At 32.0% G+C, this 26,275-nt stretch carries 24 protein-coding genes; 8 read left to right on the forward strand and 16 right to left on the reverse strand.

Annotated elements, in window-relative coordinates; genetic code table 11:
- Positions 1-255: 255 nt before the first annotated feature.
- The 8 genes from IEV63_RS11415 to IEV63_RS13150 form a co-directional block, all read right to left on the reverse strand.
- A complete protein-coding gene (locus IEV63_RS11415) occupies positions 256-1,422 on the reverse strand; it encodes an acyl-CoA dehydrogenase family protein (RefSeq protein WP_188406949.1) in 1,167 nt (388 codons plus the stop codon).
- Between the two features lie 48 nt (positions 1,423-1,470).
- Positions 1,471-2,358 carry a ComEA family DNA-binding protein gene (locus IEV63_RS11420; RefSeq protein WP_188406950.1) on the reverse strand — a complete coding sequence of 296 codons (888 nt, stop codon included), beginning with the start codon at positions 2,356-2,358 and terminating at the stop codon, positions 1,471-1,473.
- Positions 2,359-2,368: 10 nt separating this feature from the next.
- Complete coding sequence (locus IEV63_RS11425; protein ID WP_188406951.1) at positions 2,369-4,438, reverse strand: amino acid carrier protein; 2,070 nt, start codon at positions 4,436-4,438, stop codon at positions 2,369-2,371.
- A 157-nt stretch (positions 4,439-4,595) separates the two neighbouring features.
- A complete protein-coding gene (locus tag IEV63_RS11430; protein ID WP_188406952.1) occupies positions 4,596-4,817 on the reverse strand; it encodes a PspC domain-containing protein in 222 nt (73 codons plus the stop codon).
- Positions 4,814-6,097 carry a DUF2851 family protein gene (locus IEV63_RS11435; RefSeq protein WP_188406953.1) on the reverse strand — a complete coding sequence of 428 codons (1,284 nt, stop codon included), beginning with the start codon at positions 6,095-6,097 and terminating at the stop codon, positions 4,814-4,816. Before IEV63_RS11435 ends, IEV63_RS11430 begins: the two co-directional genes overlap by 4 nt.
- 38 nt (positions 6,098-6,135) lie before the next feature.
- A complete protein-coding gene (locus IEV63_RS11440) occupies positions 6,136-6,828 on the reverse strand; it encodes an SGNH/GDSL hydrolase family protein (protein ID WP_188406954.1) in 693 nt (230 codons plus the stop codon).
- Between the two features lie 183 nt (positions 6,829-7,011).
- The gene (locus tag IEV63_RS11445; RefSeq protein WP_188406955.1) at positions 7,012-7,752 is read right to left on the reverse strand and encodes a uroporphyrinogen-III synthase; all 741 of its coding nucleotides are present in this window, start codon (positions 7,750-7,752) and stop codon (positions 7,012-7,014) included.
- A gap of 27 nt (positions 7,753-7,779) precedes the next feature.
- On the reverse strand, positions 7,780-8,424 hold the full coding sequence (locus IEV63_RS13150; protein WP_188406956.1) for a DUF4271 domain-containing protein: 645 nt from the start codon (positions 8,422-8,424) through the stop codon (positions 7,780-7,782).
- An 89-nt stretch (positions 8,425-8,513) separates the two neighbouring features.
- Between IEV63_RS13150 and IEV63_RS11455 the strand changes: the two genes are divergently transcribed.
- From IEV63_RS11455 to IEV63_RS11465, 3 genes are read left to right on the forward strand one after another with little or no spacing between them, the layout of a single operon-like run.
- Complete coding sequence (locus IEV63_RS11455; protein ID WP_188406957.1) at positions 8,514-9,242, forward strand: polyprenol monophosphomannose synthase; 729 nt, start codon at positions 8,514-8,516, stop codon at positions 9,240-9,242.
- Between the two features lie 2 nt (positions 9,243-9,244).
- Positions 9,245-10,594, forward strand: a complete 1,350-nt coding sequence (locus IEV63_RS11460) for a dihydroorotase (RefSeq protein WP_188406958.1) — start codon at positions 9,245-9,247, stop codon at positions 10,592-10,594.
- A 3-nt stretch (positions 10,595-10,597) separates the two neighbouring features.
- Positions 10,598-11,011 (forward strand): DUF4296 domain-containing protein, encoded by a 414-nt coding sequence (locus IEV63_RS11465; RefSeq protein WP_188406959.1) that lies wholly within the window; start codon positions 10,598-10,600, stop codon positions 11,009-11,011.
- A gap of 134 nt (positions 11,012-11,145) precedes the next feature.
- Here IEV63_RS11465 and IEV63_RS11470 read toward each other — a convergent pair whose 3' ends face one another.
- Positions 11,146-12,171 carry an NAD-dependent epimerase/dehydratase family protein gene (locus tag IEV63_RS11470; RefSeq protein ID WP_188406960.1) on the reverse strand — a complete coding sequence of 342 codons (1,026 nt, stop codon included), beginning with the start codon at positions 12,169-12,171 and terminating at the stop codon, positions 11,146-11,148.
- A gap of 74 nt (positions 12,172-12,245) precedes the next feature.
- Between IEV63_RS11470 and tyrS the strand changes: the two genes are divergently transcribed.
- Positions 12,246-13,538 (forward strand): tyrosine--tRNA ligase, encoded by a 1,293-nt coding sequence (gene tyrS / locus IEV63_RS11475; protein WP_188406961.1) that lies wholly within the window; start codon positions 12,246-12,248, stop codon positions 13,536-13,538.
- Between the two features lie 802 nt (positions 13,539-14,340).
- On the opposite strand, the gene IEV63_RS11480 is transcribed toward tyrS, so the two are convergent.
- Entirely contained in the window at positions 14,341-15,423 is a 1,083-nt protein-coding gene (locus tag IEV63_RS11480) for an aminotransferase class V-fold PLP-dependent enzyme (RefSeq protein ID WP_188406962.1), read from the reverse strand.
- 151 nt (positions 15,424-15,574) lie between these two features.
- On the opposite strand from IEV63_RS11480, the gene IEV63_RS11485 reads away from it, so the two are divergent.
- Together IEV63_RS11485 and IEV63_RS11490 are read left to right on the forward strand one after the other, a co-directional pair.
- Positions 15,575-16,057, forward strand: coding sequence for a dihydrofolate reductase (locus IEV63_RS11485; RefSeq protein WP_188406973.1), 483 nt, complete (start codon positions 15,575-15,577; stop codon positions 16,055-16,057).
- Positions 16,058-16,903, forward strand: coding sequence for a fructosamine kinase family protein (locus IEV63_RS11490; RefSeq protein ID WP_188406963.1), 846 nt, complete (start codon positions 16,058-16,060; stop codon positions 16,901-16,903). It abuts the gene before it with no gap.
- Between the two features lie 6 nt (positions 16,904-16,909).
- Here the strand turns inward: IEV63_RS11490 and IEV63_RS11495 are convergent, their stop codons facing one another.
- The 6 genes from IEV63_RS11495 to IEV63_RS11520 all read right to left on the reverse strand — a co-directional run bounded on the left by IEV63_RS11495 (position 16,910) and on the right by IEV63_RS11520 (position 23,761).
- Positions 16,910-18,937 (reverse strand): M3 family metallopeptidase, encoded by a 2,028-nt coding sequence (locus IEV63_RS11495; protein WP_188406964.1) that lies wholly within the window; start codon positions 18,935-18,937, stop codon positions 16,910-16,912.
- 320 nt (positions 18,938-19,257) lie between these two features.
- Positions 19,258-19,674 (reverse strand): hypothetical protein, encoded by a 417-nt coding sequence (locus IEV63_RS11500; RefSeq protein WP_188406965.1) that lies wholly within the window; start codon positions 19,672-19,674, stop codon positions 19,258-19,260.
- Between the two features lie 194 nt (positions 19,675-19,868).
- Positions 19,869-20,963, reverse strand: coding sequence for an alanine dehydrogenase (gene ald / locus IEV63_RS11505; RefSeq protein WP_188406966.1), 1,095 nt, complete (start codon positions 20,961-20,963; stop codon positions 19,869-19,871).
- Between the two features lie 502 nt (positions 20,964-21,465).
- The gene (locus IEV63_RS11510) at positions 21,466-22,947 is read right to left on the reverse strand and encodes a carboxypeptidase-like regulatory domain-containing protein (RefSeq protein WP_188406967.1); all 1,482 of its coding nucleotides are present in this window, start codon (positions 22,945-22,947) and stop codon (positions 21,466-21,468) included.
- A gap of 43 nt (positions 22,948-22,990) precedes the next feature.
- Positions 22,991-23,398, reverse strand: coding sequence for a nuclear transport factor 2 family protein (locus IEV63_RS11515; protein WP_229737238.1), 408 nt, complete (start codon positions 23,396-23,398; stop codon positions 22,991-22,993).
- A gap of 21 nt (positions 23,399-23,419) precedes the next feature.
- Entirely contained in the window at positions 23,420-23,761 is a 342-nt protein-coding gene (locus IEV63_RS11520; protein ID WP_188406968.1) for an SdpI family protein, read from the reverse strand.
- Positions 23,762-23,946: 185 nt separating this feature from the next.
- Here IEV63_RS11520 and IEV63_RS11525 point away from each other — a divergent pair, with 185 nt between their 5' ends.
- Together IEV63_RS11525 and IEV63_RS11530 are read left to right on the forward strand one after the other, a co-directional pair.
- A complete protein-coding gene (locus IEV63_RS11525; RefSeq protein WP_188406969.1) occupies positions 23,947-25,125 on the forward strand; it encodes an acyl-CoA dehydrogenase family protein in 1,179 nt (392 codons plus the stop codon).
- Between the two features lie 163 nt (positions 25,126-25,288).
- Positions 25,289-26,071: a DUF3050 domain-containing protein gene (locus tag IEV63_RS11530; protein ID WP_188406970.1), complete on the forward strand. Its 783-nt coding sequence runs from the start codon at positions 25,289-25,291 to the stop codon at positions 26,069-26,071.
- Positions 26,072-26,275 lie beyond the last annotated feature (204 nt).

The raw sequence follows: 26,275 nt of genomic DNA on the forward strand, positions 1-26,275 counted from the left end.
CTATTTTTTCAATCAAAAACTAATGATATAATTTATAAAGTGATATAAGATTCAAGCATATTAAGCTGAGTACAATATTTTAGCTACAATATTATTTTTTGATAATTGCAATTGGAAAATTGAAGTTAAAAAAAAGCGAAGCTAAAGACTTCACTTTTTTATATTAATTTTATTAATCGCTGGACGGTATTCTTTCTTATCAATGATCATTTTGGCGATGCAAAAAAGCATTTTCGCCAAAATAATCGGAAAACATTACTTTGTCGCTGGACGGTATTCTTTCTTATCAATGATCATTTTGGCGATAATTTCTTTTAAAATTTCACTAGTGCCGCCGCCGATGGGGCCAAGTCTGCTATCACGTAACATTCTTGCCATCGGATACTCTTCAATATAACCGTAACCTCCTAACATTTGTAAGCAATCGTAAATGGTTTCATCTGCAATTTTAGTAGAAAGTAACTTAGACATGCTTGCTTCTTTTACAACGTAGTCGCCCATAATCATGCGTTTAACCAACGAATAGTTAAATTGTTTAGCCATTTCAACTTCACTGGCACGTTCCGCCATTTTGTGACGCAATGCTTGAAATTCATTAATTTTTTTGCCAAAAGCCATACGATCGTCCATATAATCTAATGCATACTCTAAGGCGTATTCTGCTCTTGCATGTGCATTAATTCCCATAATTAAACGCTCTAATGCGAAATGCTGCATAATGTAAGAAAAGCCTTTATTTTTCTCCCCCATTAGTCGGTTTTTAGGAACTTTTACATTGTCAAAAGCAAGCTCAGCTGTATCGGAAGCTCTCCAGCCCAATTTATTTAATTTAGTAGCTGAAATACCAGACATATCTCGGTCTAAAAGAAAAATACTCATTCCTTTAGCACCTAATTCTGGACTAGTCTTAGCTGCTACTACTAAATAATCGGAATATACACCATTGGTTATGAAAGTTTTAGAACCATTTATAACAAAATGTTCGTCTGTTTCTTCTGCTGTAGTTCGCATACCAGCTACATCACTCCCACCAAATGGCTCGGTAATGCATAAACAACCTATCATTTCTCCCGTAATACTTTTAGCTAAATATTCTTGCTTAATTTCTTCAGAACCTTCTGCATTTAAATGCGTCATTGCTAGATACGCATGTGCCCAAATAGCAGCTGCAAATCCACCAGAATTGATGCGTTGTAATTCTTCCAGTAAAATTACGGTATAAAATAAATCTAAATTCATACCACCATACTCTTCTGGGTAATTAACACCAAAAAACCCCATTTCACCAAATTTCTCCCAAATAAATCGGTCGATAGTTCCTGTTTCTTCCCACTTATCTAAATGGGGAACAACTTCTTTTTTTAAAAAATTACGTAAGCTTTCTCTAAATAAATTGTGTTCTTCTGTAAAATATAAATTCATTGTATGTTTGTTTAGAAATGTTGAATAATTAGATTTTCAAATTATAGATTACTCATTTATTTCCAAATATAATTTAATTCTATCAATTTTATCGCTTGGAAAATCATAGATTTTTGATAATTCTTCAAAACTAGAAATCCCTTGTCTTACTTTTATAAAATGAACAATCTCTCTAGCTAGCTCGTAATCGAAATAAGGAATTTCTGATAATTGCACTACACTAGCAGAATTAATATCGATTTTTTTTGGTTCAACTTTTAATTTAACAGTAAATTCTTCAAGTAATTTCGCTCTAGTTTCGTAGTTTAAACCCCATATATCTTTAAGTTGAATATCGTTTAAAAAACCCCCTATTTTAGTTCTTCTCCTAACAATCCGTTTTGCTAAAACTTGGCCAATTCCAGAAATTTGCTGTAATTGTGTTTCTGTTGCAACATTTAAATTTTGTTTTTGAGCATAGGTTTTTAATTGAGATTGATATTTCTTCACTTCAGCTGCTCTTTTTTCTTTGGCAGTAACCCAGTCTGGAAACTTAAAATAAGGTTCAATTTTAAGTAATAGACTATCTGAAATTTGTGTGACTTCTTTAAAATCTGCTGCAGAATTAATCCATTTACTGTCGTCTCTAAATTTTTGTAGACGATTAAATTCTTCAACTGAAATACCTAGTTGATAAGCTTTATAATCTTTTAAATAGTTTGGATTAAAAGGATAAATTTTAGGCTCATTAGCTTTATTTGAAGCTTGCTGCAATGAGTCTAATTGATGCTGCAGGTTGAGTTTATCTTCTTCAGAAAAAGCAAATGCTGTACTCTTTGTATTTGGAAGAAACCAAAAAAACTGGAACGCTAGAGAAGCGAGTAAAATAAAGACCAAAAATAAAATCCCATTCCGCTGAGCAGTACTCAAATCGAAATGAGATTTCCAAAACTTCATTTTTTTATATTTATGATCGGGTATACAACTTACCTGATTTAAGTTTCACAAGGTATTCTTTTAAATCGGTTCTAACTTCTCCAGATAAGATGTATAACCCAATTATATTAGGGAATGACATAGCTAAAATCATCATGTCTGAAAAATCTAATACAGCTCCTAAACTTACAGATGCTCCTAAAACAACGAATAATAAAAATAATAGTTTATAAATTAATTCGGAGCGACTGCTTTTTCCAAAGATATATGTCCAAGAACGCATTCCGTAGTAAGACCAAGAAATCATAGTTGAAAATGCAAACAAGAATACGGCTACAGATAATACATAAGGGAACCAAGAAATTACACTACCAAAGGCAGAAGAAGTTAGTTCTACACCAGAAACTCCTGTTAATTCGTGTTTACCAGTAAATATTAACACCAAGGCCGTTAGGGTACAAACAACAACAGTATCTATAAATGGTTCTAGCAAAGCTACAAAACCTTCAGAAGGCGGATGATTTGTTTTTGCAGCTGAGTGTGCGATGGCAGCAGAACCAACTCCTGCTTCGTTAGAAAATGCAGCTCTTTGAAAACCTACAACCAATACACCTATAAAACCACCTTTTAAAGCACCTGGGCTGAATGCACCAGAAATAATTGCATTAAAAGCTGGACCTATGTTATCTATATTTATACCAATTACAATAAGCGCACCCACTACATAAACTGCTGCCATAATAGGAACTACCTTACCCGTTACTTTTGCAATACTATTAATTCCACCAATGATTACAACACCAACTAAAATAGCTAAAACAACTCCAAACAATGGACCTTTGCCAACTAAAAATGGAATTTGATTGGATAATATTTCGAAAGACTGGTTGGATTGAAACATATTACCACCACCAAATGAAGCGCCTATTCCTAGAATAGCAAAAAATCCTGCTAAAAAAGCTCCTAATTTACCAAGATTTCTTTTTTCTAAACCATGGCGTAGGTAATTCATCGGTCCACCAAAAATCCTTCCTTCTTTACTTATAAATCGATATTTTACACCAAGAGTACACTCTACAAATTTGGAAGACATACCGAGTAAACCAGCTACAACCATCCAAAAAGTAGCACCAGCACCTCCTAAAGAAATAGCAACTGCAACACCAGCAATATTTCCTAAACCTACAGTTGCAGAAACAGCTGTGGCTAGTGCTTGAAAATGTGTAATTCGGCCAGGTGCGCCAGGTTCATCGTATTTTCCTTTAGCAAGTTGCAATGCGTGTTTAAATCCGCGAATATTAATGAAGCCCATTCGAATAGTAAAGAATGCAGCACCAAAAATTAACCAAATAACGATGAAAGGAATCTGGTTTTTTACAGGATTGCCATTAGGATGGGTTAATACAACTTGATCAGCATACTTAATTCTTGCAAACAAATGCGCATTAGTTTCGATAACATGTTTTTTGTTTTCTGGATTGTAAACAAACTCACCTGTTTTGTTTAACTGCTTTAAAGTTCCATTTACAGGAGCTTCAATTTCTACATCTCCAAGGCTACCTCTACTTAATAAAGCTATTTTTTCTCCTTTTTTAACTTTCGCACCATCTTGTACTAACCATTTTTCGAGTTTAAATTTTTCTTGGGTATCAGCATTCCAACCAGGTGCAAAAATTTGTTCAAAATCTTTATAAACAATCGGATCGTATATTCCAACGGCTGCAAATGGATCCCAAAATAAAACTTCTCCCAAACCAGCAACAATAGGCTTAAACGTACCATTAAAATGTTCTGCTATGGATTCTGCTTCAATTGTAAATTCTCCTTTAAAAGTCTTTCCTTTAGCATCAGTAACAGTAACTGAATACGGTATTCCTTCAACTAAATCTAAAGCACTAGATGAATTTAACTTTACATCTTCCTTAGACCATTTGTAGGTAAAAGGCTCTTCTCCATTTAAAACACGAAGTTGTATTATAGCGTCGTCAATCTCAGATGATGGGTTAATGAGTTTTACATCTACTTCTAATTCTTGCGAATAAACAGATGATACTGTAAGTATTGTTGAAATTAAAAATAATAAAAATTTAATATTCTTCATAAAATTTAGCTTTGTAGAGATAGAATTGCGTGCAATATGCAAAAAATACTTGTGCTTTTAAAGTATTTTTCTTTGAATCAATACTTCAAGTTAAAATTTAATGATGTTATAAGGTTGGAAATTGATTTTAAAAGTAAACTTAGAGCTTTAATAATTGCTACAAATCAAAAACGGAAGTTCGTTTTGTATAAATTAAATCTTTTAGTTTTAACCAAAAAGCAATGGTTAAATATAACCCGAAACCAAAACCGAAAGTGGCAAATGAGACATAAATAAAAAACAATCTTACAGATTTTACTTTCATTCCAAGTCGGTCGGCAAGTCGTGTGCTTACGTAAAATCCATGGCGTTCGAAAAAGTAACGTATGTTTTGTATCATCTTCTTAGTAAATCGATTCCTAAATTACATTGCAAACATTTGTTTTTATCGCAATAGTTTTGTTTTAATTGAATTAAAGCCTGAGATTCCAAGGCATTAACCGCAGTATTATTTTTTAAAGAATTAAATTTATTTACTATACTGTTATTTTCTACAGCCAAACTGGTTAGTAAATTAATACTGGAATTTTCTAGCTTTAAATTGTTTGTAAATTTAGCAAATGAAAATTGAATTGGTACAAGTGTGTTAATAATTAGTAAATCGATAAAGCTTTTACTCAGCTGTTTTTTTCTTGGCTTACTTACTTTTTCGAAAGTATAATGCGATTGCCAAAAACTAGAGAGTTCAATTTTAAAAAGTTTTGTTATTTCGGCTCTGGTTTTGCATTCAATTAAGGCTCCAAAAAGGTGTTGCTGTTGGTGAAACAAACTTGCCAATTGAGCTAAGCGAATTGTTGGAAAATTAGTTGGCCTTGCTCCATAAAATTGAACTGGCAAAACCGATTTATCCTTTAGTTGAAATTTTTGTTGCAAATACGCAAATTCTTTTTGTAACTCTGAGTAATATGAATTCTGTATATTAGAATTGTCTAACAAACGAGCCTGACCTAATAACAAAGATTCCAACTGAAACTGATTGTGAGCTGTCTTTTGAAGTACTTGATAAGGAATTGATTTTGCAAGCGACAAAAAGGCTTCTCCATTAGATTTTAAACCAAAATTTTTGACTAACATTAAAAACAAAACTTCGTTCCAATTATTTTTTGATGTGCCCAACATTTCTTGTATAAAACCTGATTTCTGTTCTAAACGCTCAACAAAAACGCGTGTTAACCATGATTTTACTTTTATTTCATCGAAAGTATGAAAAGCTGTTTCGCAGTTGATCCATTTAAGTTGACTTTGCATTAATCGACGATAATTATTTTCAGCTGAATTTTCTATTACAGGTTTTAAGACTAATGTTGGTATTTTAGTTTCATCTGTTCTGTAAATATCCATATCATGCTCCCAAACAACATGCAAAATTACGTTTTGATATGCAGTATCTTTTTCATGTCCGTGTGCGTACCAATCTGAAGATTTTATATGAATTTCTACATTTCCAGCCCAATGCTGCTCGCCAATGTACATTTGTGCATTAAAGAAATCAGGACCAGATGCATGCTGATTGTGCAATCCTGAATTTATAATTGAAATTATTTCGCCATCAAGGCTTTGTAATTGATGGCTTTTAAACTTTTTAAATTTCCATATGTAATGTAAAAAATCTTCTTTCATTATTAAATTCTAAATAAATGAAAAATTTAAGTTGATTGCTATTGCTTCACTAAAGTCTGTAATTGATTTTTTACTTTTTCATAAAAAACATCAACCCAAAGTTGATATTGCTCAGCACTAGGATGTAATTTATCTTCAGCAAACATACTTTTATTGCCTTCAATCGATTTTGATATAGGTGTTATATTGTAAAAAACAATATTATATTTTTCTGCGATTTGTTTTGCTATTTTGTTATAAGTAGCTATTTCTTCAGCAACCTTTTGGAGCTCTTTTTTTTTAGCAAAATCACTCACTCCATAATCTGGAATGCTAACAACAAACATACCCTGTGCATTATATTTAGATTTTGATAAACCTATTTGAATTAAATGTTCAAATTCATTTTTATATTGGTTAATATCTTTTTTTTGATATTGGTTGTTCACTCCTATAAGTAAGGAGACCAAATCGTACTTTTTTGCTAAATTTTCTTTTTCTATTGCACTTATAAGTTCGTCTGTTCGCCATCCGGTTACCGCAATAATTTTGGGTTTTTGAAGGCTAAAGCCATCGGCTTCTAATTGTTTAGTTAAGACGTTGGGCCAGTTTTTTTGAGTTTCAACTGCTTCACCAATGGTGTACGAATCGCCTAAAGCTAAGTAAGTCATATTTTGAGATTGTAGGGCTAATATATTCAAAAATAAGCCAACCATAAAAAACAAATTAAGCAAATTAAAGTCTTTCCGCATGGTGTTGAATTAATGTTTAAATGTAAGCAATATTCTCTATTTATAAACTGAATATACAGAAGAGTGCTAATTGAAGTCTGATTATAAATAGATTATTAGAATCGGTTTCACAAAAAAACGCCTAAGTTCTGTTAACTTAGGCGTTTTGTTTTAGGGTGTTTCAACTAAACGGGTTAGCTAATTTTATTTTGCTTGTTTTATAAACTTTTCGAGTGCCATTGTCATAGACGGAGTCTCTGGTGTTGGTGCTTTAATATTAACCTTTAAACCATGTTCCTTAGCTGCTTTTATAGTCGTATTTCCAAAAACAGCAATTTTAGTATTTCTTTGTTCAAAATCTGGAAAATTTTCGAATAAAGATTTAATTCCGCTAGGGCTAAAAAACACTAAAACATCGTAGGTAACATCTTTAAGATGAGACAGGTCGCTGACAACCGTTCTGTATAAGATTGCTCTAGACCAATTTAATTTTAATTTATCGAGCTGTTTAGGCACATTCGGTTTTAAAACATCTGATGATGGTAACAAAAAATTTTCAGACTTATGTTTTTTAATAATATCTATTAAATCCTGAAAAGTACGTTTTGCCACATAAATTTTACGTTTACGATACACCACATATTTTTGCAGATAATAAGCAACAGCTTCACTTTGACAAAAATATTTTAATGTATCAGGAACTTCATAACGCATTTCGTTAGCAATTCTAAAAAAATTATCAACCGCATTACGGCTAGTTAAAACTATTGCGGAAAAATTTTTTAAATCTATTTTTTGCTGTCGTACTTCTTTAGTATCTACTCCTTCTACATGAATAAAAGGAATAAAATCAATTTTTACTTTGAGTTTATCTTCTAATTCGGCATAAGGAGAGTTTTCAACTCTAGGCTCTGGTTGTGAAATTAAAATAGTTTTCACTTTCATAAACAAGTATTTATAGCAGTTTGTAGCTTATTTCAAATACCTAATTATAAATAATATAGGTATTATTTCAAGACTGCAAATGTACAAAATAAAATAGAACAAATGACGCGCAATTAAACTTCTTGACTTAAGCAAGAATTGTGCTATTTTTAATATGTAAAAGCCTACAAAAACTCCATAAATTATCACTATAAATAAGGAATTTAATTCAGTATAAACTAATAAAAGCAAAGGTACAAACATCAATAATCCAAAATAACAAAACAAATTGAGCTTTAATTCTACATAATTGTTTAAAACTTTCTTTACATTGAATAAGTAAGCAATACTTTTTTGAATTAAATATTTGAACAACAAAAAACCCAAAATGTAACTTAAGGTAAACAAGCTCGATTTTAAATTAAAAACAATAGCATTTTCATTTAAAGCCTGATGGATAAATTGATAAGAAAGACTAATTATAATAGTTGATAAAAAAAGCAGTAAATTGATAAAACTTCTATCTTTTTTGGGCGAAGTAAAAACCAATTTTAAATAATCGGTGGACCAACCTAGTTGTATAAATTTTTTAAACCAAAAAGCATTCACTTCTTTTAAAACAACGATGCCAATAAAAATAGCTAAGAAGATAAAATGTAAAAAATAAAGACTGTCTGAAACTCGTTCTATCATATCATTTAAACTATCACAAATGTAAACTATCTAAAAGATTACAATGTAATTTTTAATTCAAAAACTTACCTTTGCAAAAATAAGCCGTATTGAATTTAGTTATCATTCCAACTTACAATGAAAAAGAAAACATCGATTTTATTGTTCGACGTGTTTTATTAAAATACAAGGATTTTCATGTATTAATTGTAGACGATAATAGTCCTGATGGTACTGGAAATATTGCACAAGAACTGATAAATACGAAGGAATTTGAGCACCGATTACATTTACTAAGTAGAGCCAAAAAAGACGGATTGGGTCAAGCTTATATAGCTGGTTTTACTTGGGCCTTAAACCATGATTACGACTACATTTTTGAAATGGATGCTGATTTTTCTCACAATCCAAAAGATTTAAAAAAGCTGTTAAAAGCTTGTAGAGATGAAAATTACGATTTTGCAATTGGTTCTCGATATGTAAAAGGTGTAAATGTTGTAAACTGGCCCATGAAACGAATTTTAATTTCTTGGTTTGCTTCTAAATATGTTCGTTACTTAATGCGAATACCTATTAAAGACAGTACAGCTGGTTTTATTTGCTATAAAAAAGAAGTATTACAACAAATTAATCTTAAAAAAATTCAATTTGTCGGATATGCATTTCAAATTGAAATGAAATTTAAGGCTTTAGCCTTAGGATTTTCGTACAAGGAAGTTCCTGTTATCTTTACAGAACGCAAACTAGGAAAATCGAAAATGGATGGAGCAATTATTTATGAAGCCGTTTTGGGCGTAATTTATTTAAAACTAAAAAGTATATTCGGTAGAATTCAATAACAATGAAAACACTAATTAAAAATGCCAAGATAGTAAACGAAAATTCCATTTTTGATGGAGATGTTTATATTGATGATCAAATTATAAAAGAAATCTCTTCATCTATCAGTTTAAAATCAAATTCAATTCGAGTAATCGATGCAGAAGGAAAATATTTACTGCCTGGCTTAATTGATGATCAAGTACATTTTAGAGAACCTGGCTTAACCCATAAAGAAACTATTAAAACAGGCTCGATTAGCGCAGCTGCTGGAGGTATTACTTCGTTTATCGAAATGCCAAATACCAACCCACAATCTACCACCCTAGAACTACTTGAAAAAAAGTTTGCCATTGCTGAAAAAGATGCCTTGGTTAATTATTCTTTTATGTTTGGTGGCACTAACACGAATTTAGAAGAAATAAAAAAAATAAACCCTAAAACCATAGCCGGATTAAAATTATTTTTAGGCTCATCTACTGGAAATATGCTAGTAGACAATGAAAAAGCTCTAGAAGAAATTTTTAAAAATTCGCCTGTAATTATTTCTACGCATTGCGAAGATGAAGCCACAATTCAAAAAAACACTCAGCTATATATTGAAAAATATGGCGAAGAAAATATTCCAATTTCAGCACATCCAGAGATACGCAGCGAAGAAGCCTGTTACTTATCTTCTTCTAAAGCAATAAAGTTGGCCAAAAAAACAGGAGCAAGATTACATGTTTTTCATCTTTCTACAGCAAAAGAATTAACTCAATTTAGCAATAAAATCCCTTTGAAAAACAAAAAAATAACGGCAGAAGTTTGCATACATCATCTTTGGTTTAACGATAAAGATTACGATAAAAAAGGAACAAAAATTAAATGGAATCCTGCAGTTAAATCTGAAAAGGATCAAAAAGCTTTACTAAAAGCTTTAAATGAAGATTATATAGATGTATTAGCAACCGACCACGCACCACATACTTTAGCAGAAAAAAACAACAACTATTTAAATGCGCCCAGTGGTGGCCCTTTGGTTCAACATGCTTTAGTCGCTTTGCTCGAAATGCATCATCAAAAGAAAATTAAACTTACTAAAATAGTAGAAAAAGCTTGCCATAATCCAGCTATTCTTTTCGATATAAACCGACGTGGCTACATTAGAGAAGGTTATTTTGCTGACTTAGTTTTAGTAGACTTAAATGCGCCTTGGACGGTGCAAAAAGATAATATTTATAGTAAATGCGGGTGGTCTCCTTTTGAAGGTACAACATTCCGCTCTCGTGTAACACACACGTTTGTAAATGGAAATTTAGTTTACGAAAATTTTAAATTCCCTAAATTGCCCAAAAATTATAAAGCAGAAAGATTAAGTTTTAATAGGTAATTTATGCGTAGTTACATTTTTGTAGTAGTTTTTGTTTTAATTTTTACGTCTTGCCAAGATTTAAAAACACCTAAAAAGCCAAATCCCTTATTAAGTCCAGCTAAAATGGAAGCCATTTTAACCGATTTAGTTGTGCTAGACGCAATGATTAGCGTTAACAACTTTAGGATAGATAATTTACAAATAAGTTTACCCGATTTTATTTATGAAAAACATGATATTGATAGCGCTAACTTGGCAAAGAATATTGAATACTACAATTCACTATACGAGCAAAACACAGAAATTTACGAAAATGTAAAAACCAACATAGAGAAAATTAAGCAAAGAGTAGAAGAAAAAAGACGTAAAATCGACAGTACAGAAAGAATAAAAAAAGAGCTTAATCGAGAAAAGGACAGTTTAAATCGTAAATGAAATTTTTGGCCTAGATTAAATTAAACACCTAAAATCAAGCCAAACAGCATATATGAAGTGTAAAATCTTTTTCTTATTGTTGAAATAAGTCTACTTTTTAAATCAGATACTCATCATTTTTTAAACCTTCAAAATTAGTAAGGATCATCTGCCTTTTGAAAGTCCAAACAAGCATCTTTTATTACTCTTTCTATAGGTGTAAACTCAAAATTCAAAACAGATTTTAACTTTTGGTTGCTGTATAAACGGTCTTGCAATAAAGTGGCAATCACATCGAAACTAAGTTTTCTTTTTTTACGGGTGAAGATTGCTACCAAAGCCTCCGTAAACCAATAAAGATATACCATCCATTTTTTTAGTTTAACTTTTGGAAGTTTTTTACCAAGTTGCTGAGCTATTAAAAATTGAATTTTACTCATTCTTAAATTTTCATCAACTACAATAAAGCGTTCATTAGTAACTTCAGATTGCATTAGTAAAATCATAATTTCTGCAACATCTCTTACACCTACAAAACCTGTTATTTTATCAATTTTAAAAGGGAAATTACCTTGTGCTTGAGAAAACAATTCACCTGAACCTTCAGTATAAAATCCTGCACCTAAAATAACACCTGGATTAACTATAACTACAGGCAAGCCTTCTTGAGAAGCACGCCAAACTTCCATTTCGCCCCCATATTTAGCAATACTATAGTAACTGGAATTATTCAGGTTTTCGCGATAAGACTCTTCGGTAATTAGAGCATTATTCTTTTCTTTCCCTAAAGTTGCAATTGAACTCACATGGCAGAACTTTTTAACCTTATAAGCAATAGAAAAATTAACCAAATTTGCAGTACCTTCAATATTTACCTTTCTAAGTTTGTGGCGTAAAGATGGACTATTAGAAACCAACCCAGCACAATGATACACCCAATCTACGTTTGTAAAAGCTTCATCTAAAGTCGTAACATCGTTAATATCTGCTTTTTGCCAATCTATATGTTGAGCTAAATTAAATATACTTTCGCCGTAAACTCTTTGTATAACTTGTAAAGCAAAGGCTTTTTTACGCTCAGTTCTGTACAATCCACGAATGGATTTAGCTGCTTCATTTTTAAGTAAAGTTGCTAATAAATGAGTCCCTACTAAACCGGTTGTTCCTGTAATTAATATCATTTTGTAAATATAATTAATTCGCTACCTAGTAAGAACAAGCTTTATAATATCTTTGCGTCGAAAATTTAATATTGATGGAAAAAGATTTTTTTGAAGAAGTAAATTGGCGTGGAATGGTTCACGATGCAATGCCTGGACTACAAGATCATTTAAATGAAAAAATGCGTACAGCCTATGTTGGTATCGACCCAACGGCAGATTCTTTACATATCGGGCATTTAGTAGGTGTAATGCTATTGAAGCACTTTCAGTTAGCCGGACACAGACCTGTTGCTTTAATTGGTGGAGCCACTGGAATGATTGGAGATCCATCTGGAAAATCGAAAGAACGCAATTTACTTAATGAAGAAACATTACTTCACAATCAAAATAAAATAAAAGAACAACTTCAGAAATTTTTAAATTTTAGTCAAGGTGAAAATGCAGCTATCTTAGTAAACAATTACGATTGGATGAAGGAATTTAGTTTTTTAAATTTCATTCGAGATGTCGGCAAACACATTACTGTAAATTACATGATGGCGAAAGATTCTGTTAAAAAACGATTGTCGTCTGAATCTTCAGAAGGAATGAGTTTTACAGAATTTACCTATCAACTTGTACAAGGCTATGACTTTGTTCACTTATATAATGCTGAAAAATGCACCTTACAAATGGGTGGAAGCGACCAATGGGGAAATATAACCACAGGTACCGAAATGTTAAGAAAAATGCATAATCAAAAAGCATTTGCATTAACTTGCCCTCTAATTACTAAAGCAGATGGCACTAAATTTGGTAAAACTGAAGGCGGAAATATATGGTTAGATCCAAATCGAACTTCTCCATATAAATTTTATCAATATTGGCTAAATGTATCAGATGAAGATGCAGCCAAATTCATTAAAATTTTCACACTACTCAACCAAAAAGAAATAGAAAGTTTAATTGAAGAACACCAAGCAAGTCCGCATTTGCGAAAACTACAAAATGTGCTTGCGGATAAAGTAACCCAACTTGTACACGACGAAGATGCTTTACAAAACGCAAAAGATGCCAGTAAGGTATTATTTGGTAAAAGCACAATAAAAGACATCGAAGCCTTAAACGAAGTCACTTTTTTAGAAATATTTGAAGGCATACCCCAAGCAAAAGTTTCTAAAGCAGATTTCGAAGAAGGTATTGATATGATTGGTGCTTTAGCGGCAAAAACATCTTTTCTTTCTTCCAATTCTGAAGCTATAAGAGCTCTTAAAGCAAATTCTGTTTCAGTTAACAAAGCTAAAGTAGATCAGTCTTATGCGTTGAGTGCAAAAGACTTATTAAACGATAAATATATTCTTATAAACAAAGGAAAGAAAAACACCTATTTAATCGTGGTAGAATAAATTGAATTAGCTTTTATAATTAGCTATTTGTAATCGTTTTTTTTAAAAGACAAAAGCCCAAACATAAAAGTTTGGGCTTTTGCATTAACTAACCAATCATATGAAAAATCCATACATTCAAATGTAATGGAATAAGCAGTGAATACTGAAATATATTGGTTAAAATTAGAATAAATAAATCTAAATTTATGCAAAAAGAAAACCCTGAACGGGCGTCCAGGGTTTTCTAACCAATCTATTATGAAAAACTTCATCCAATACAAATATATATCAGATTCTAATTTTTAGAAAACCAAAATAGTTAAATAAATGTTAATTTTTAAAGATTTACATAAAAGAAAGCCCTAAACGGGCGTTCAGGGCTTTCAATCAATCTATTATGAAAAACTTCATCCATAACAAATATATAATTTATTTAAGTATAAACAAAAGTTTTTAGTCTTAAATCAAAACAACAATGTTTTCTATTGCAAAATGCTTGATATATAACCAAATACATCTGTAATATAAATCTGCTTATCTTCTGCATTTTACCGCATTGATTATGTTTTTAAAAAATATAAAGTTATTGGGTTATACCTTTCTTTAATTGAAATATTTTTTTTAACCCTAAAATCAAAAACGAAAAAACTTTCTAAATCTCATCCCGTAGAAAGCCATAAAAGATGACAGTTAAAGTTTAATATATGATTTATGCAATAAGGCATTATAAATCAATCAACACGATGTTTACAAATTAGCTTCATTTATACAAATTTAAAACTTTGTAGTAATTCAATTGCAATTTAACTATTACAAAAAGCTAGATTTCATCTAAAGTTGCGAGTAAATTTGTTAAATCTGCTTCATTATTAAAATAATGAAAGCCCACGCGTATTCCATTTTTTCGATAAGCACAGACAATATTAGCATCTAATAATTTTTTTAAATCAGCTTCGCTCCTATTCAAATTAAAAATACAGGAATGTATTTTTCGTTTTTGTACGGCATTCGAAAGTAAGTTGCGTTTACTAAAAGCATTGAATGCTTTTAAGCTTAAACTTTTAATTTGGGCTTCTATAGATTCAATACCTATTTCGTTATAATGAAAATCTAAAGCCACTTCTAAACTTTTTAAGGAGTGCATATCGAAGTGTCCGGGTTCTAAAAAACCAGTTTTCCTAAATGGTCCGTCGGGTTTAGTTAGCAAAGAATTACTGCCGTAGCTTTTCGGATTTAATGCAGCTAAAAAATCTTTATCGATAATAAAAAAAGCATTCCCAGTACCTGCATTAAACCATTTATAACCACTACTGCCAATAACGGAAAAAGCAGATTCATCGAAATTGAATTTTTCTGTACCCAAGTATTGGGTTGCATCGCCTATTATTTGGATATGGGGGTAAGTTTTCTTTACTTGTTGAAGAAAAGACAAGTCAATTTTAATTCCATTCAGAAATTGAACCACACTTAAAGCAATAAAATCAGGTTGAAAACGCTCTAATTTTTGGTCAATATTATGTTCTAGATTTTCATTAATTTCTGCATATTCAATTTGAAAATCACGAAACTCAAAAGGTAGATTTACAGATGGATAATCGCCTTTTAATAACAAAACTTTTGCATGCTTTGGAAGCGCATCAACAATACCATTTAGACCTATCGAAAAACTTGGCAGCAAAGCTATTTCGGCAGTTTCTGCTTTAAAATACTTTTGTATTTTAGTCCGTAAGCTATCTATTTGCTCATCTTCAAGAAAATCAATTTTTTTATAATCTGTATGTATCCCGTTGTCATATTGCTTTCTAAAATCAATCAGTTTTTTCGAAGTTAATCCAGATGAAGGTGTATTTAAATAAGTACATTTTTTTGTAATTGGAAAAGCATTGTGTATTTTGGACAGCATGGTATGGAATTATAAATAAAAACACCAAATGTAGTAAATCTGTAGTATGAAATTTTTATTTCGATTTATTTAGCTAAAAATTAAGTAAATTGAGCTACAAATAATCTGTATTTTTGAGTTTTAAACAAAGACGATGAACAATAAAATTACAATGATTGCTGCGGCTTCAGAAAATGATGGTTTAGGAAAAAACAATGATTTGGTGTGGCATTTACCAGACGACTTTAAACGATTTAAACAACTTACCACTGGGCATCATATTATAATGGGTAGAAAAACCTTCGAGTCTTTTCCAAAACCACTTCCCAATCGTGTACATATTATTCTAAGTCGAGATAAAAATTATACAGCAGAAAATTGCCTAATTGCACATTGTTTAGAAGATGCTCTTCAATTAGCTAAAGCAGATAAAAATCCGTTTATTATCGGAGGCGGAGAAATTTACAAATTAGCTCTCCCATTTGCAGACGAAATTGAACTAACTCGAGTACATACTACGATAGATGCTGATGCTTTCTTCCCTAAATTTAATAATGAAAACTGGCACATTATAAAGAAAGAATTTCATCCTAAAGATGAAAAACATGAACATAGTTTTACTTACCAAACATGGCAGCGCATGAAAAATGAATAAATGCAAGTTTTATTTAAAATAGCAGAACAAGAAGGTTTTTATTTGAAGCATTATACGCGATTAAGTGGCGGTGACATTAACGATGTATTTTTACTTGAAACCGAAAACAACAAAAAAGTAATTAAACTAAACAAAGCGAATAAACTTCCTGGATTATTTAAGGAAGAAGCTAGCGCACTCCATGCGCTTTCTGCTACACAAAGTTTTTCAATTCCTAAAGTGCTGCATTTAGGCGAATTGGACAAAACGAGTTATTTAATTTTAAGCTACATAGAAGAATCTTCCAGCAATCAATTTTTTTGGGAAAGTTTTGCAAAACAATTGGCTAGCTTACATGAAAATACAGCTGCTAATTTTGGTTGGAAATCTCATAATTACATTGGTAGTTTACCACAAAACAATAAGGCACACTCTACTTCTTCAGACTTTTACATTCAGCAGCGTTTAATCCCTCAATTTAAGTTAGCCTTGCTAAATGGATTTTCTTTTAAAAATCTAAATCGTTTTTATAAAGAAGTAGAACTACATATTCCTAAGCAAGAAAAACCCGCATTAATTCATGGAGACTTATGGTCTGGGAATTTTATATGTGGTAAAAACCAAAGTCCTGTACTTATCGACCCTGCAATTTGCTATGCTTCAAGAGAAATGGATTTAGCTATGATGCAGCTTTTTGGCGGATTTCCAAACATGGTATTTAATGAATACCAACAACATTTTCCAATAGATACAGGTTGGGTTGAACGAATTGAAATGTACCAACTGTATTATTTGTTGGTACATTTAAATCTATTTGGAGCTCGCTACCTACAACAAGTTCAGCAAATTATTAAAAAGTACTTATAAATTAGCTTACGAATTTTCAATTAAACCAGCTCGTTTTAATAAAGCTTCCGGGTCGGGTTCTTTGCCACGAAAAGACACATACAAATCCATTGGATCTAAAGTACCTCCTTTAGAAAGTACGGTTTGCTTAAATTTTAAAGCCACTTCTGGGTTAAAAATTCCATTTTCTTTAAAAAATGAAAAAGCATCTGCATCTAGAACTTCAGCCCATTTATAGGAATAATATCCTGCTGCATATCCACCCTGAAAAATGTGACTAAATGCAGTGCTCATGCAGTTTTGTTTTATGCTCGGCAAAAGCTGAGTGTCTTTAAAAGCTCCATCTTCAAATTGTTTTACATTTTCAATTTGGGTAGGATTGTGAGCATGCCAAGCCATGTCTAATTTTCCAAAACTCAATTGCCTTAAAGTTAGCATTCCTTCTTGGAAGTTTGCACTAGCTTTTATTTTTTCAACTAATGTTTGTGGTATTTTTTCTCCAGATTTATAGTGTTTAGCAAAAAGAGCTAGAGCTTCTTCTTCATAACACCAGTTTTCTAGTAATTGACTTGGTAATTCTACAAAATCCCAATAAACACTTGTACCCGATAAACTGCTGTAAGTTGTATTGGCCAACATAGCATGTAAAGCATGTCCAAATTCGTGAAACAAGGTAGTAACTTCGTTAAAAGTAAGTAAGGAAGGTTGCGTTTTAGTTGGTTTAGTAAAATTACAAACAATAGAAACATGCGGACGCTCATTTTGCCCGTTCTTAATTTGTTGATTTTTATAAATCGTCATCCAAGCGCCATCACGTTTTCCTGCCCTTGGGTGAAAGTCGGCATAAAATATTGCAATAAAATTGCCGTGCTGATCTGTTACTTTATAAGTAGTTACTTCTTTATGATAAACATCGATATCTGTTAGCTTTTCAAAATTTAGTTGATATAATTTATGTGCAATAGTAAACACCCCGCTAACAACCTGATCGAGCTCAAAAAATGGCTTAAGCTCTTCTTCGTTTAAATTGAATTTTTTCTGCTTTAGCTTTTCGCTATAATAAGCTGTATCCCACTTTTGCAATTGTTCTATACCATCTACTTGCTTAGCGAACTCGTTTAATTCTTTAAATTCTTTTTTGGCTGCGGGTTTTGCTTTTTCAAGCAACTCATCTAAAAAAGAAGTAACTTTTATAGCAGTCTTCGCCATTCGCTTTTCTAACACAAAATCGGCGTGCGTATTGTAACCTAGTAAGTTTGCTCTTTCGTGTCTTAACTTTACAATTTGTAAAACAATTTCTTCGTTATTGTTTTGGTTTTGCTGAAAACCTTTTGAACCAAAAGCAATAGCCATTTTTTTACGAAGTTCTCTGTTTTTTACGTACTTCATAAATGGGATATAACTTGGATAATGCAGGGTAAAAACATAACCTGTTTTTTCTTTACTTTCTGCTACTTGCGCTGCGCTTTCTAGCGCATTTTCTGGCAAGCCTTCTAAGGCTTCTTTATTTTCGACATGTAGCTCGAACGCATTGGTATCTGCTAAAACTTGCTTCCCAAATTGAAGTGACAAAGTGGCTAATTCTTGATCTATTTCGCGAAGACGTTTTTGTTGACCTTCCTGCAAATTAGCTCCATTTCTAGTGAAATTTTGATAGGTTTCTTCTAGCAATCTAGTTTCTTCATGGTTTAAGTTGAATTTATTTTGGGTTTTAAATACAGACTTAATGCGTTTAAATAAAGTTTCATTTAGCATTAAATCGTTATTAAATTCGCTTAATTTAGGAGAAACATTTTGAGCAATTTGTTGGATTTCTTCGTTGGTTTCGGCAGAATTTAAATTGAATAAAATGCTGGAAATTCGATTAAGCTGCTCACCTGTTGCATCGAGAGCTGCTATGGTATTTGTAAAGCTAGGTGCATCGGTTGAAGCGGTAATTACTTCAATTTCTGCTCTAGCTTCTTTTAAAGCTTTCTCGAATGCAGGTTCGAAGTCTTGGTTTTTAATTTTTGAAAATGGAGCAGTATCGAAGGTTTGCAATAATGGATTTGCCATGTAAAATTTATTTTTTGCAAATTTAACTAACTTAAGAAGAGAATTGTTTAAAGTTTTGTTGGAATTTGAACCTAAGATTGGTCTTATCTACCCATTTTAAAAAAGATGATTTGAAGTTATTTTTAAGTATTAGGTAAAATTACAATTGATTCACATCTGTTGTAAGCTTTGTAAGGATGGATTGTAAAAGTTTTCTTACTTTTTCCTATTCTTTTTCTTATCATTTTTTATTGATAAAAAAACTAGATAAACACCTAAAATAAGGATTAAGAAATCGAAAAAAAGGATTTTGTTAGATCAGGTTTCTTTTGATGCATGTTTTACCTTACTGGAATTATTTCGCAAGGAATTTCGTTTTGTTGAATAAATTGATCTACTGCATCGATGCTTTCTTGATTTAACATTTGTGAGCCTATCCTTACTTCTTTATTGTGGAGCACAAAAGTAATGTCTCCAGCAAATTTCTTTACATACTTAGCCTTTGTAAGATTGGTTTTAGATGCAAACCAATTGTTTTGTTTATACATGCCGTTTTCTATAGTGGCGTAAATTGTATAATCGATGCTATAGTATAATGCGTAATGAAAAACACCTAAACCCATATAAAACCAACCCATTGAATTTATGTAAACGACATCTACAACTCCAAACAAGAACCAAAATATCCCAACATATTTAGCATACTTTGTATTGGTCTTTTGAAACTCAGTTTTGGTGTGTAAAACAATTTTTTTCATACGCAAATATAATGAAAAATTTGATGTTTAGTTATACCGCCCTAGCCCCGATGGCAATGGCAGCTTTGGTTAGGCAATATAATTAAATAGGCGTATTTTTAAGAGCGATTTTATGAGCTCCTTGAAAATGCAATGCCTATTTTATATTGCCCAACCAAACTATAATGGATAGCGGGAAATTGCTTCGAAAACTTTTAGTTTACCAACTCTGGAAAAGCTTTTTTAACTTCAGGACAAATTACTTTACCGTTAACCATACTTAAGCCTTTTGCTAGACTTTTGTTTAAATCGCAGGCTTTTTGCCAACCCAAATTTGCGAGTTGCATAACGTAAGGAAAAGTAACATTAGTAAGCGCCAATGTTGAAGTGTAGGGAACGGCACCTGGCATATTTGTAACGCAATAATGTACTACATTATCAATAATATAAGTAGGGTTTTCGTGTGTGGTTGGTTTTGTAGTTTCGAAACATCCACCTTGGTCAACTGCTACATCTACCATTACAGTACCTGGTGTCATTTCTTTGAGCATATCGGCGGTTATGAGTTTTGGAGCTTTGGCACCAGCAATTAAGACCGCACCAATAATTAAATCTGCTGTTTTAATATGTTTACGAATATTGTATTCGTTAGAGAATTCGGTAACCACATGGCTCGGCATAATATCGTTAACATAGCGTAGGCGTTTCATACTAATATCTAAAATGGTAACGTGTGCACCTAAGCCAGCCGCCATTTTTGCTGCTTGAATTCCGACTACTCCAGCTCCTAAAACCAGTACTTTTCCTGGAGAAACACCAGGCACTCCGCCAAGTAATATGCCTTTTCCTTTTATGGGTTTTTCTAAATATTTTGCTCCTTGCTGAGTTGCCATTCTACCCGCTACTTCAGACATTGGGGTTAATAATGGTAAGCTACTATCTTCGTCTTGTACGGTTTCGTAGGCTATACAAATTGCTTTAGCCTTTAGCATAGCTTGAGTTAGCTGCTGGCTAGACGCAAAATGAAAATAGGTAAACACAAGCTGATTTTCTTTAATAAGATTATATTCGGCTTCAATCGGTTCTTTTACTTTTACAATAAGCTCTGCTGTTTCGTATACATCTTCAATATGATCTAAAATTACGGCTCCAGCTTCTTGGTATGCTTGATTGGAAAAACCACTGGCCAAACCGGCGTTGAATTGAAGAAAGATTTCATGATTTTGTTTTGAAAGTTCGAATACGCCAGCGGGTGTAATGGAAACTCTGCTTTCGTTGTTTTTAATTTCGGTAGGAATGCCTATTTTCATGGTTAGCTATTATTAATTATGTAGGGTAAAAATATAATAATTACTATATTATTTAATTTTACCCCTGTTAAATATAGGGCATAAAATGAATTTTTGCATTTTAAATTAAAAACAACCCTTTAGTTAAGATTAATATTAAAAATATTTTTGTTTGTTGATGATTTAGTAATCTTCATCTTGATTTTTGGTCAAATAATAGATTTTTAAAATACACCCATCTCTGGTCCTCCCTTACTTCGCCTTCGCTCAGTACAGGCCATGGAAGGGGATAACTGGGATTATGATTTTTACTTTCCCTAGATGGAAATACCTAAAGGCAAAGGGTGTTTAAAGTAAAATGTAGCAATATAGCTTTGTTTAAAAAAGTGTTTAGTACAAATTAATATACACCCATCTCTGGTCTTCCCTCTTAGGGAAGAAGCTAAAAATTCTAACAGTAATTGGAAGTTTTCCCTAGAGGGAAATGCAGATAAGCAAAGGGTGTGTTTTAAAATAGCCAAAGTTAGTCCTTAAAATGGTATTCCTTCATTTCTTGTGTAGCTTCAAAAACAGGATAGTCTTTCCAAATATCTGGTGAATAGGTTTCGATAGTTTCAGTTTCTAAAGAAGACACAAATTGATCTTTTGGTAATTCTTTACCTTCAATGTTCTCTTGCTCTAATAAAACCCATTCATCTATAGTTTCATTTTCAGCTTCTATGATAAATCGAAGTTTAAATTTTATGCGTTTACTGCGATCTAGATGGTTTTCTATAAAAGTAAGTGTTCTTCTTAAAAAAACATATTGAGCAGAAGAACTGCTGGTATAATAAGGCACATAAAAACCTTCGTCTGTTTTGGTAAAACGTAAGCTTCTTTGGGCTTTGTATTGATCAAATTTTATTCCTAATAATTTTAAGTTTAAACTAAAAAGGCTTTTCCCTTCAGCTAATTGATAATCTATTTGAGTGATGGCAAAATCTTCTTTGTCTATGTAAATTTTTCCTTCGTATTTTCCTTTTCTACGTCCTGGCTCAAAATGAATTACATATTGTGAGCGGCCTTTAACCATCGTAGGTTCTTGAAGTTGGTAATCGTAATATTTGGTTTCGGTAATCACATCGGGAAGCCAATTTCCATTTTCGAATGCTAATCTCGGATATTCATCTATGGAAAAGTCTTCATCCTCTTCATCTACATCTGAGCTTTGGATTCTTATCTGCTCGTCTGACGAGTTCACTTCAACAGAATCGGCAATTTTTAAAATACCTATTTTAATTTTAAAGGTATTTTCTGAATCAAAATTTTCAAATAATTTTTTGATAGCTTCTTCTTGATATTCTTCTATATCTGCCTTTGTATCAGAATCTGCTAAATAAATTTTCTTTTTTAGGTCTACAGTGTATACGGTATCTTGAACATATAAATCTCGTAGGCTTTCAGAAAAACCTAAGCTTGTGCTACCAGCAACATCTTTGTTTAAATCTGCCATGGCTTTATTAATCCGCTTACGCTCTTTTTTTCTTAAGTTACTTGCCTTTTTAAGTTGAAATACCATTTGCTGTGGTTTGTAACTATTTCTGCTACGGTAAAACAATCGGTATCTTTTAGAGCCAAGTTGATGATTTTGATCTCTATTTTCTTTGAATTTTTGAATAATTTCTAAAGCGGTTAGTTGCTTGTTGGATACAATAACTTGATCTAGTAATTCATCGGAAGGTTTTAAAACTATAGTGTTAGTTTGTTGAAGCTCTTCTAGGCTTACTTTAAACTCTTCGAATCCCATAGAAGAAAAAGTAACTATATGCGAAGATTTAAAACCTTCTGTATTGAGTCTAAAAATTCCTTCGTTGTTAGAAATCGTTCCTTTGTTTTCACTCAATTGAATATTCACAAAAGGAACGGGCTCATTCAATTCACTATCGATTATTTTTCCAGTTATAGTTTGAGCGTAACTACTAAATATTGCAAGACAAAGGCAAACAAATGCGAATGTATTTTTCATGTAGTGTTTTTTTCTAAACGAGTAAGTTTCATTTATGCTACAACTATTCTCTTAAAAAAGTAGCTTTAATTATTAAACCATTGTTTACTTCATAAATAGCAATCAGTTTTAGCAGTTTATCACTGTTTTGACGTCCAGAAATCAATTCATAATCAATTACCTTATTCCCAATAACACTGCGGTTAATTACCAAGCTATGTAAGTTTGGTGAATTTATAAAAAGTTTAGTGTAAACCGCTCTCACTTCTTCTGCTCCTTTTGCCAAAGCTTTTTCGTCTCCAAAATTATAGATAGCTGCATCTGCAGAAAATACGTTCATAAACGCATCAATATCTTTGGCATTATATGCATCTAATTGTTCCTGAACCACTTTTATAGCCATATCTTCTAGGCGTTGTGCAGAAATATTGATACTGAAAAAAAGTATGAAAACTATTAAAAAATTTCGCATAATTATTGTGATTTAGTTTTTTTAAAATTTTTCTTTTAAGGCTTTTTCGGTAGTGTAAACTGGGTACCCAATAAACACCGCTAAAATTAGCATAGATACTATAAATCCGGTTATTTGCTCCACATCAAAAAACAAAAATGGCAAAGCTGAAAGCGTGTACCAAAAACCTGATATAATCAATTGCTTACTCGAAAATTGCTGAGCAAAATCCCAACTTGCTTTGTCTTTCATTGCGCGTTTTGTTCGGTAGCCATAAAACTCATTGATTTTTTTTGGTGGCTTTTTTAGCATGATGAAACCTGAAATCAGTAAAATTGGTCCCGTGGTAATGCCAATGATAAAAATGGGATTTAAAGAATACATGGGTTTAATTTATAGCTAAATGTACATTTATTTTTTGAGAAACTAATACAGTTGATTATTTATCAGAGTTACAAACAAATAATTCATATTTAAAAATCAACAACAAATCCCAAAAAATAATAACAAGTGTTTATTCTGAAGCAAAAAAACTTTCGTTAAATTTGTAATTCAATAATTAAACAGATATGAGCCAAGATTTATTTCAAGCACCCGATTATTATAATATAGACGATTTATTGACCGAAGAGCACCAATTAATTCGACAAGCTGCAAGAGATTGGGTGAAACGTGATGTAAGTCCAATTATTGAAGAAGCTGCACAAAAGGCAGAATTTCCTAAATCCATCATTAAAGGCTTAGCTGAAATCGGTGCTTTTGGTCCTTATATTCCAGAAGAATATGGCGGCGCTGGATTAGATCAAATTTCCTACGGATTGATTATGCAAGAAATTGAGCGAGGTGATTCTGGCGTTCGTTCCACCGCTTCAGTGCAATCATCATTAGTGATGTTTCCCATTTTTGCTTATGGAACCGAAGAACAAAAACGAAAATTCTTACCCAAACTAGCAACTGGTGAAATGATGGGGTCGTTCGGTTTAACTGAACCTGACCATGGATCGAATCCAAGTGGCATGACCACCAATTTTAAAGATCAAGGGGATCATTATGTGTTGAATGGAGCTAAAATGTGGATTTCCAATTCACCTTTTTGTGATGTTGCTGTAGTTTGGGCAAAAAATGAAGAAGGTAGAATTCATGGTTTAATTGTAGAGCGAGGCATGGAAGGTTTCAGCACACCAGAAACTCACAATAAATGGTCTTTGCGTGCTTCAGCCACTGGAGAATTGTTATTTAATAATGTTAAAGTTCCCAAAGAAAATATTTTACCTGGCAAAAGCGGTTTAGGTGCACCTTTGTCTTGCTTAGATTCAGCTCGCTACGGAATTGCTTGGGGAGCCATCGGAGCTGCAATGGACTGTTACGATACTGCATTGCGGTATGCTAAAGAGCGAATTCAATTTGATAAGCCTATCGCTAGTTACCAACTTCAACAGAAAAAATTGGCTGAGATGATTACCGACATCACCAAAGCTCAATTACTTGCTTTACGATTAGGTCAATTAAAAAATGAAGGTAAAGCTACAACTGCACAAATTTCTATGGCTAAAAGAAACAATGTAGAAATGGCAATTAAAATTGCTCGCGAAGCTAGACAAGTTTTAGGAGGAATGGGTATTGTTGGCGATTACAGCATTATGCGCCACATGATGAATTTAGAAAGCGTAATCACTTACGAAGGAACGCATGATATACATTTACTTATTACTGGGATGGATATTACAGGAATTGCAGCATTTAAATAGATTTGGTAATAATTTGAAATGTGATTTTATTTCATAATACATTAACTTAATTATCAAATTAACAGAACAAATTATTAACTAATTTACAAATCATCATTTTTTCCCAATAATAAAGTAACTATTTCTCACATCGACTAATCTTGTTACTTTTGTAAATAAAAAAATGAATTGTCAAGTTTTACAAGAAAAAATTCAGGAAGAACGTAAGTGCTTGCTTAGCCACCCTCTATATAAATTTATTGAAAGTCCACACGATTTAAAAATCTTTATGGAACATCACGTCTTTGCTGTATGGGATTTTATGTCTTTACTAAAGGCACTTCAACAGCAATTAACGTGTTTAAATACTCCATGGTATCCAGTTGGTGACCCACAAAATCGCTATTTAATCAATGAAATTGTATTAGCTGAAGAAACAGACTTAAATCTTTATGGAAAACGCCAAAGTCATTTTGAAATGTATTTAGACGCTATGAAATCTGCAAATGCAAATACCATTAAAATTGATTCATTTATTGAACAAATAAAACATGGAACTGATATTTTTCTAGTACTATCGAAAAGCGATTTACCTGAAAGTGTAAAGTTATTTTTAAATTTTACATTCAACTTATTGGAAGAGAAAAAAGCCCACAAAATAGCTGCGGCATTTACCTTTGGAAGGGAAGAACTAATTCCAGATATGTTTACTTCAATAATTGAAGAAATTCAGTTAAAATTCCCCGAACAAGATTTAAAATTATTTAGTTACTACTTCAAACGCCACATTGAGTTAGATGAAGATGAGCATGGCCCAATGGCCTTAAAATTAGTAGAAAAGCTTTGTGGAAATGATGAAACAAAATGGCAGGAAGCAGAAGATAGCGCTAAAGAAGCCTTACAAATCCGTATACAATTTTGGGACGGTATAGCTAAAGAAATCAAATATTTTAAAGCTTTAACTTAATATGGTAATTAATAATTAATAGTAAAATTTACTATTCATAAAATCACTTTTATTTGAAAACAAAAAAATATTTAGTGATTAATATTACTACAAACAAAAAAGTCCTTTATTTTTATAGATAAAGGACTTTTAGTATAAGGAAGGCGGCGACCTACTCTCCCACATAATTGCAGTACCATCGGCGCAAATGAGCTTAACTTCTCT

This window comes from Psychroflexus salis (genome assembly GCF_014640175.1).
In the GTDB taxonomy this organism is placed as follows: Bacteria; Bacteroidota; Bacteroidia; order Flavobacteriales; family Flavobacteriaceae; genus Psychroflexus; species Psychroflexus salis.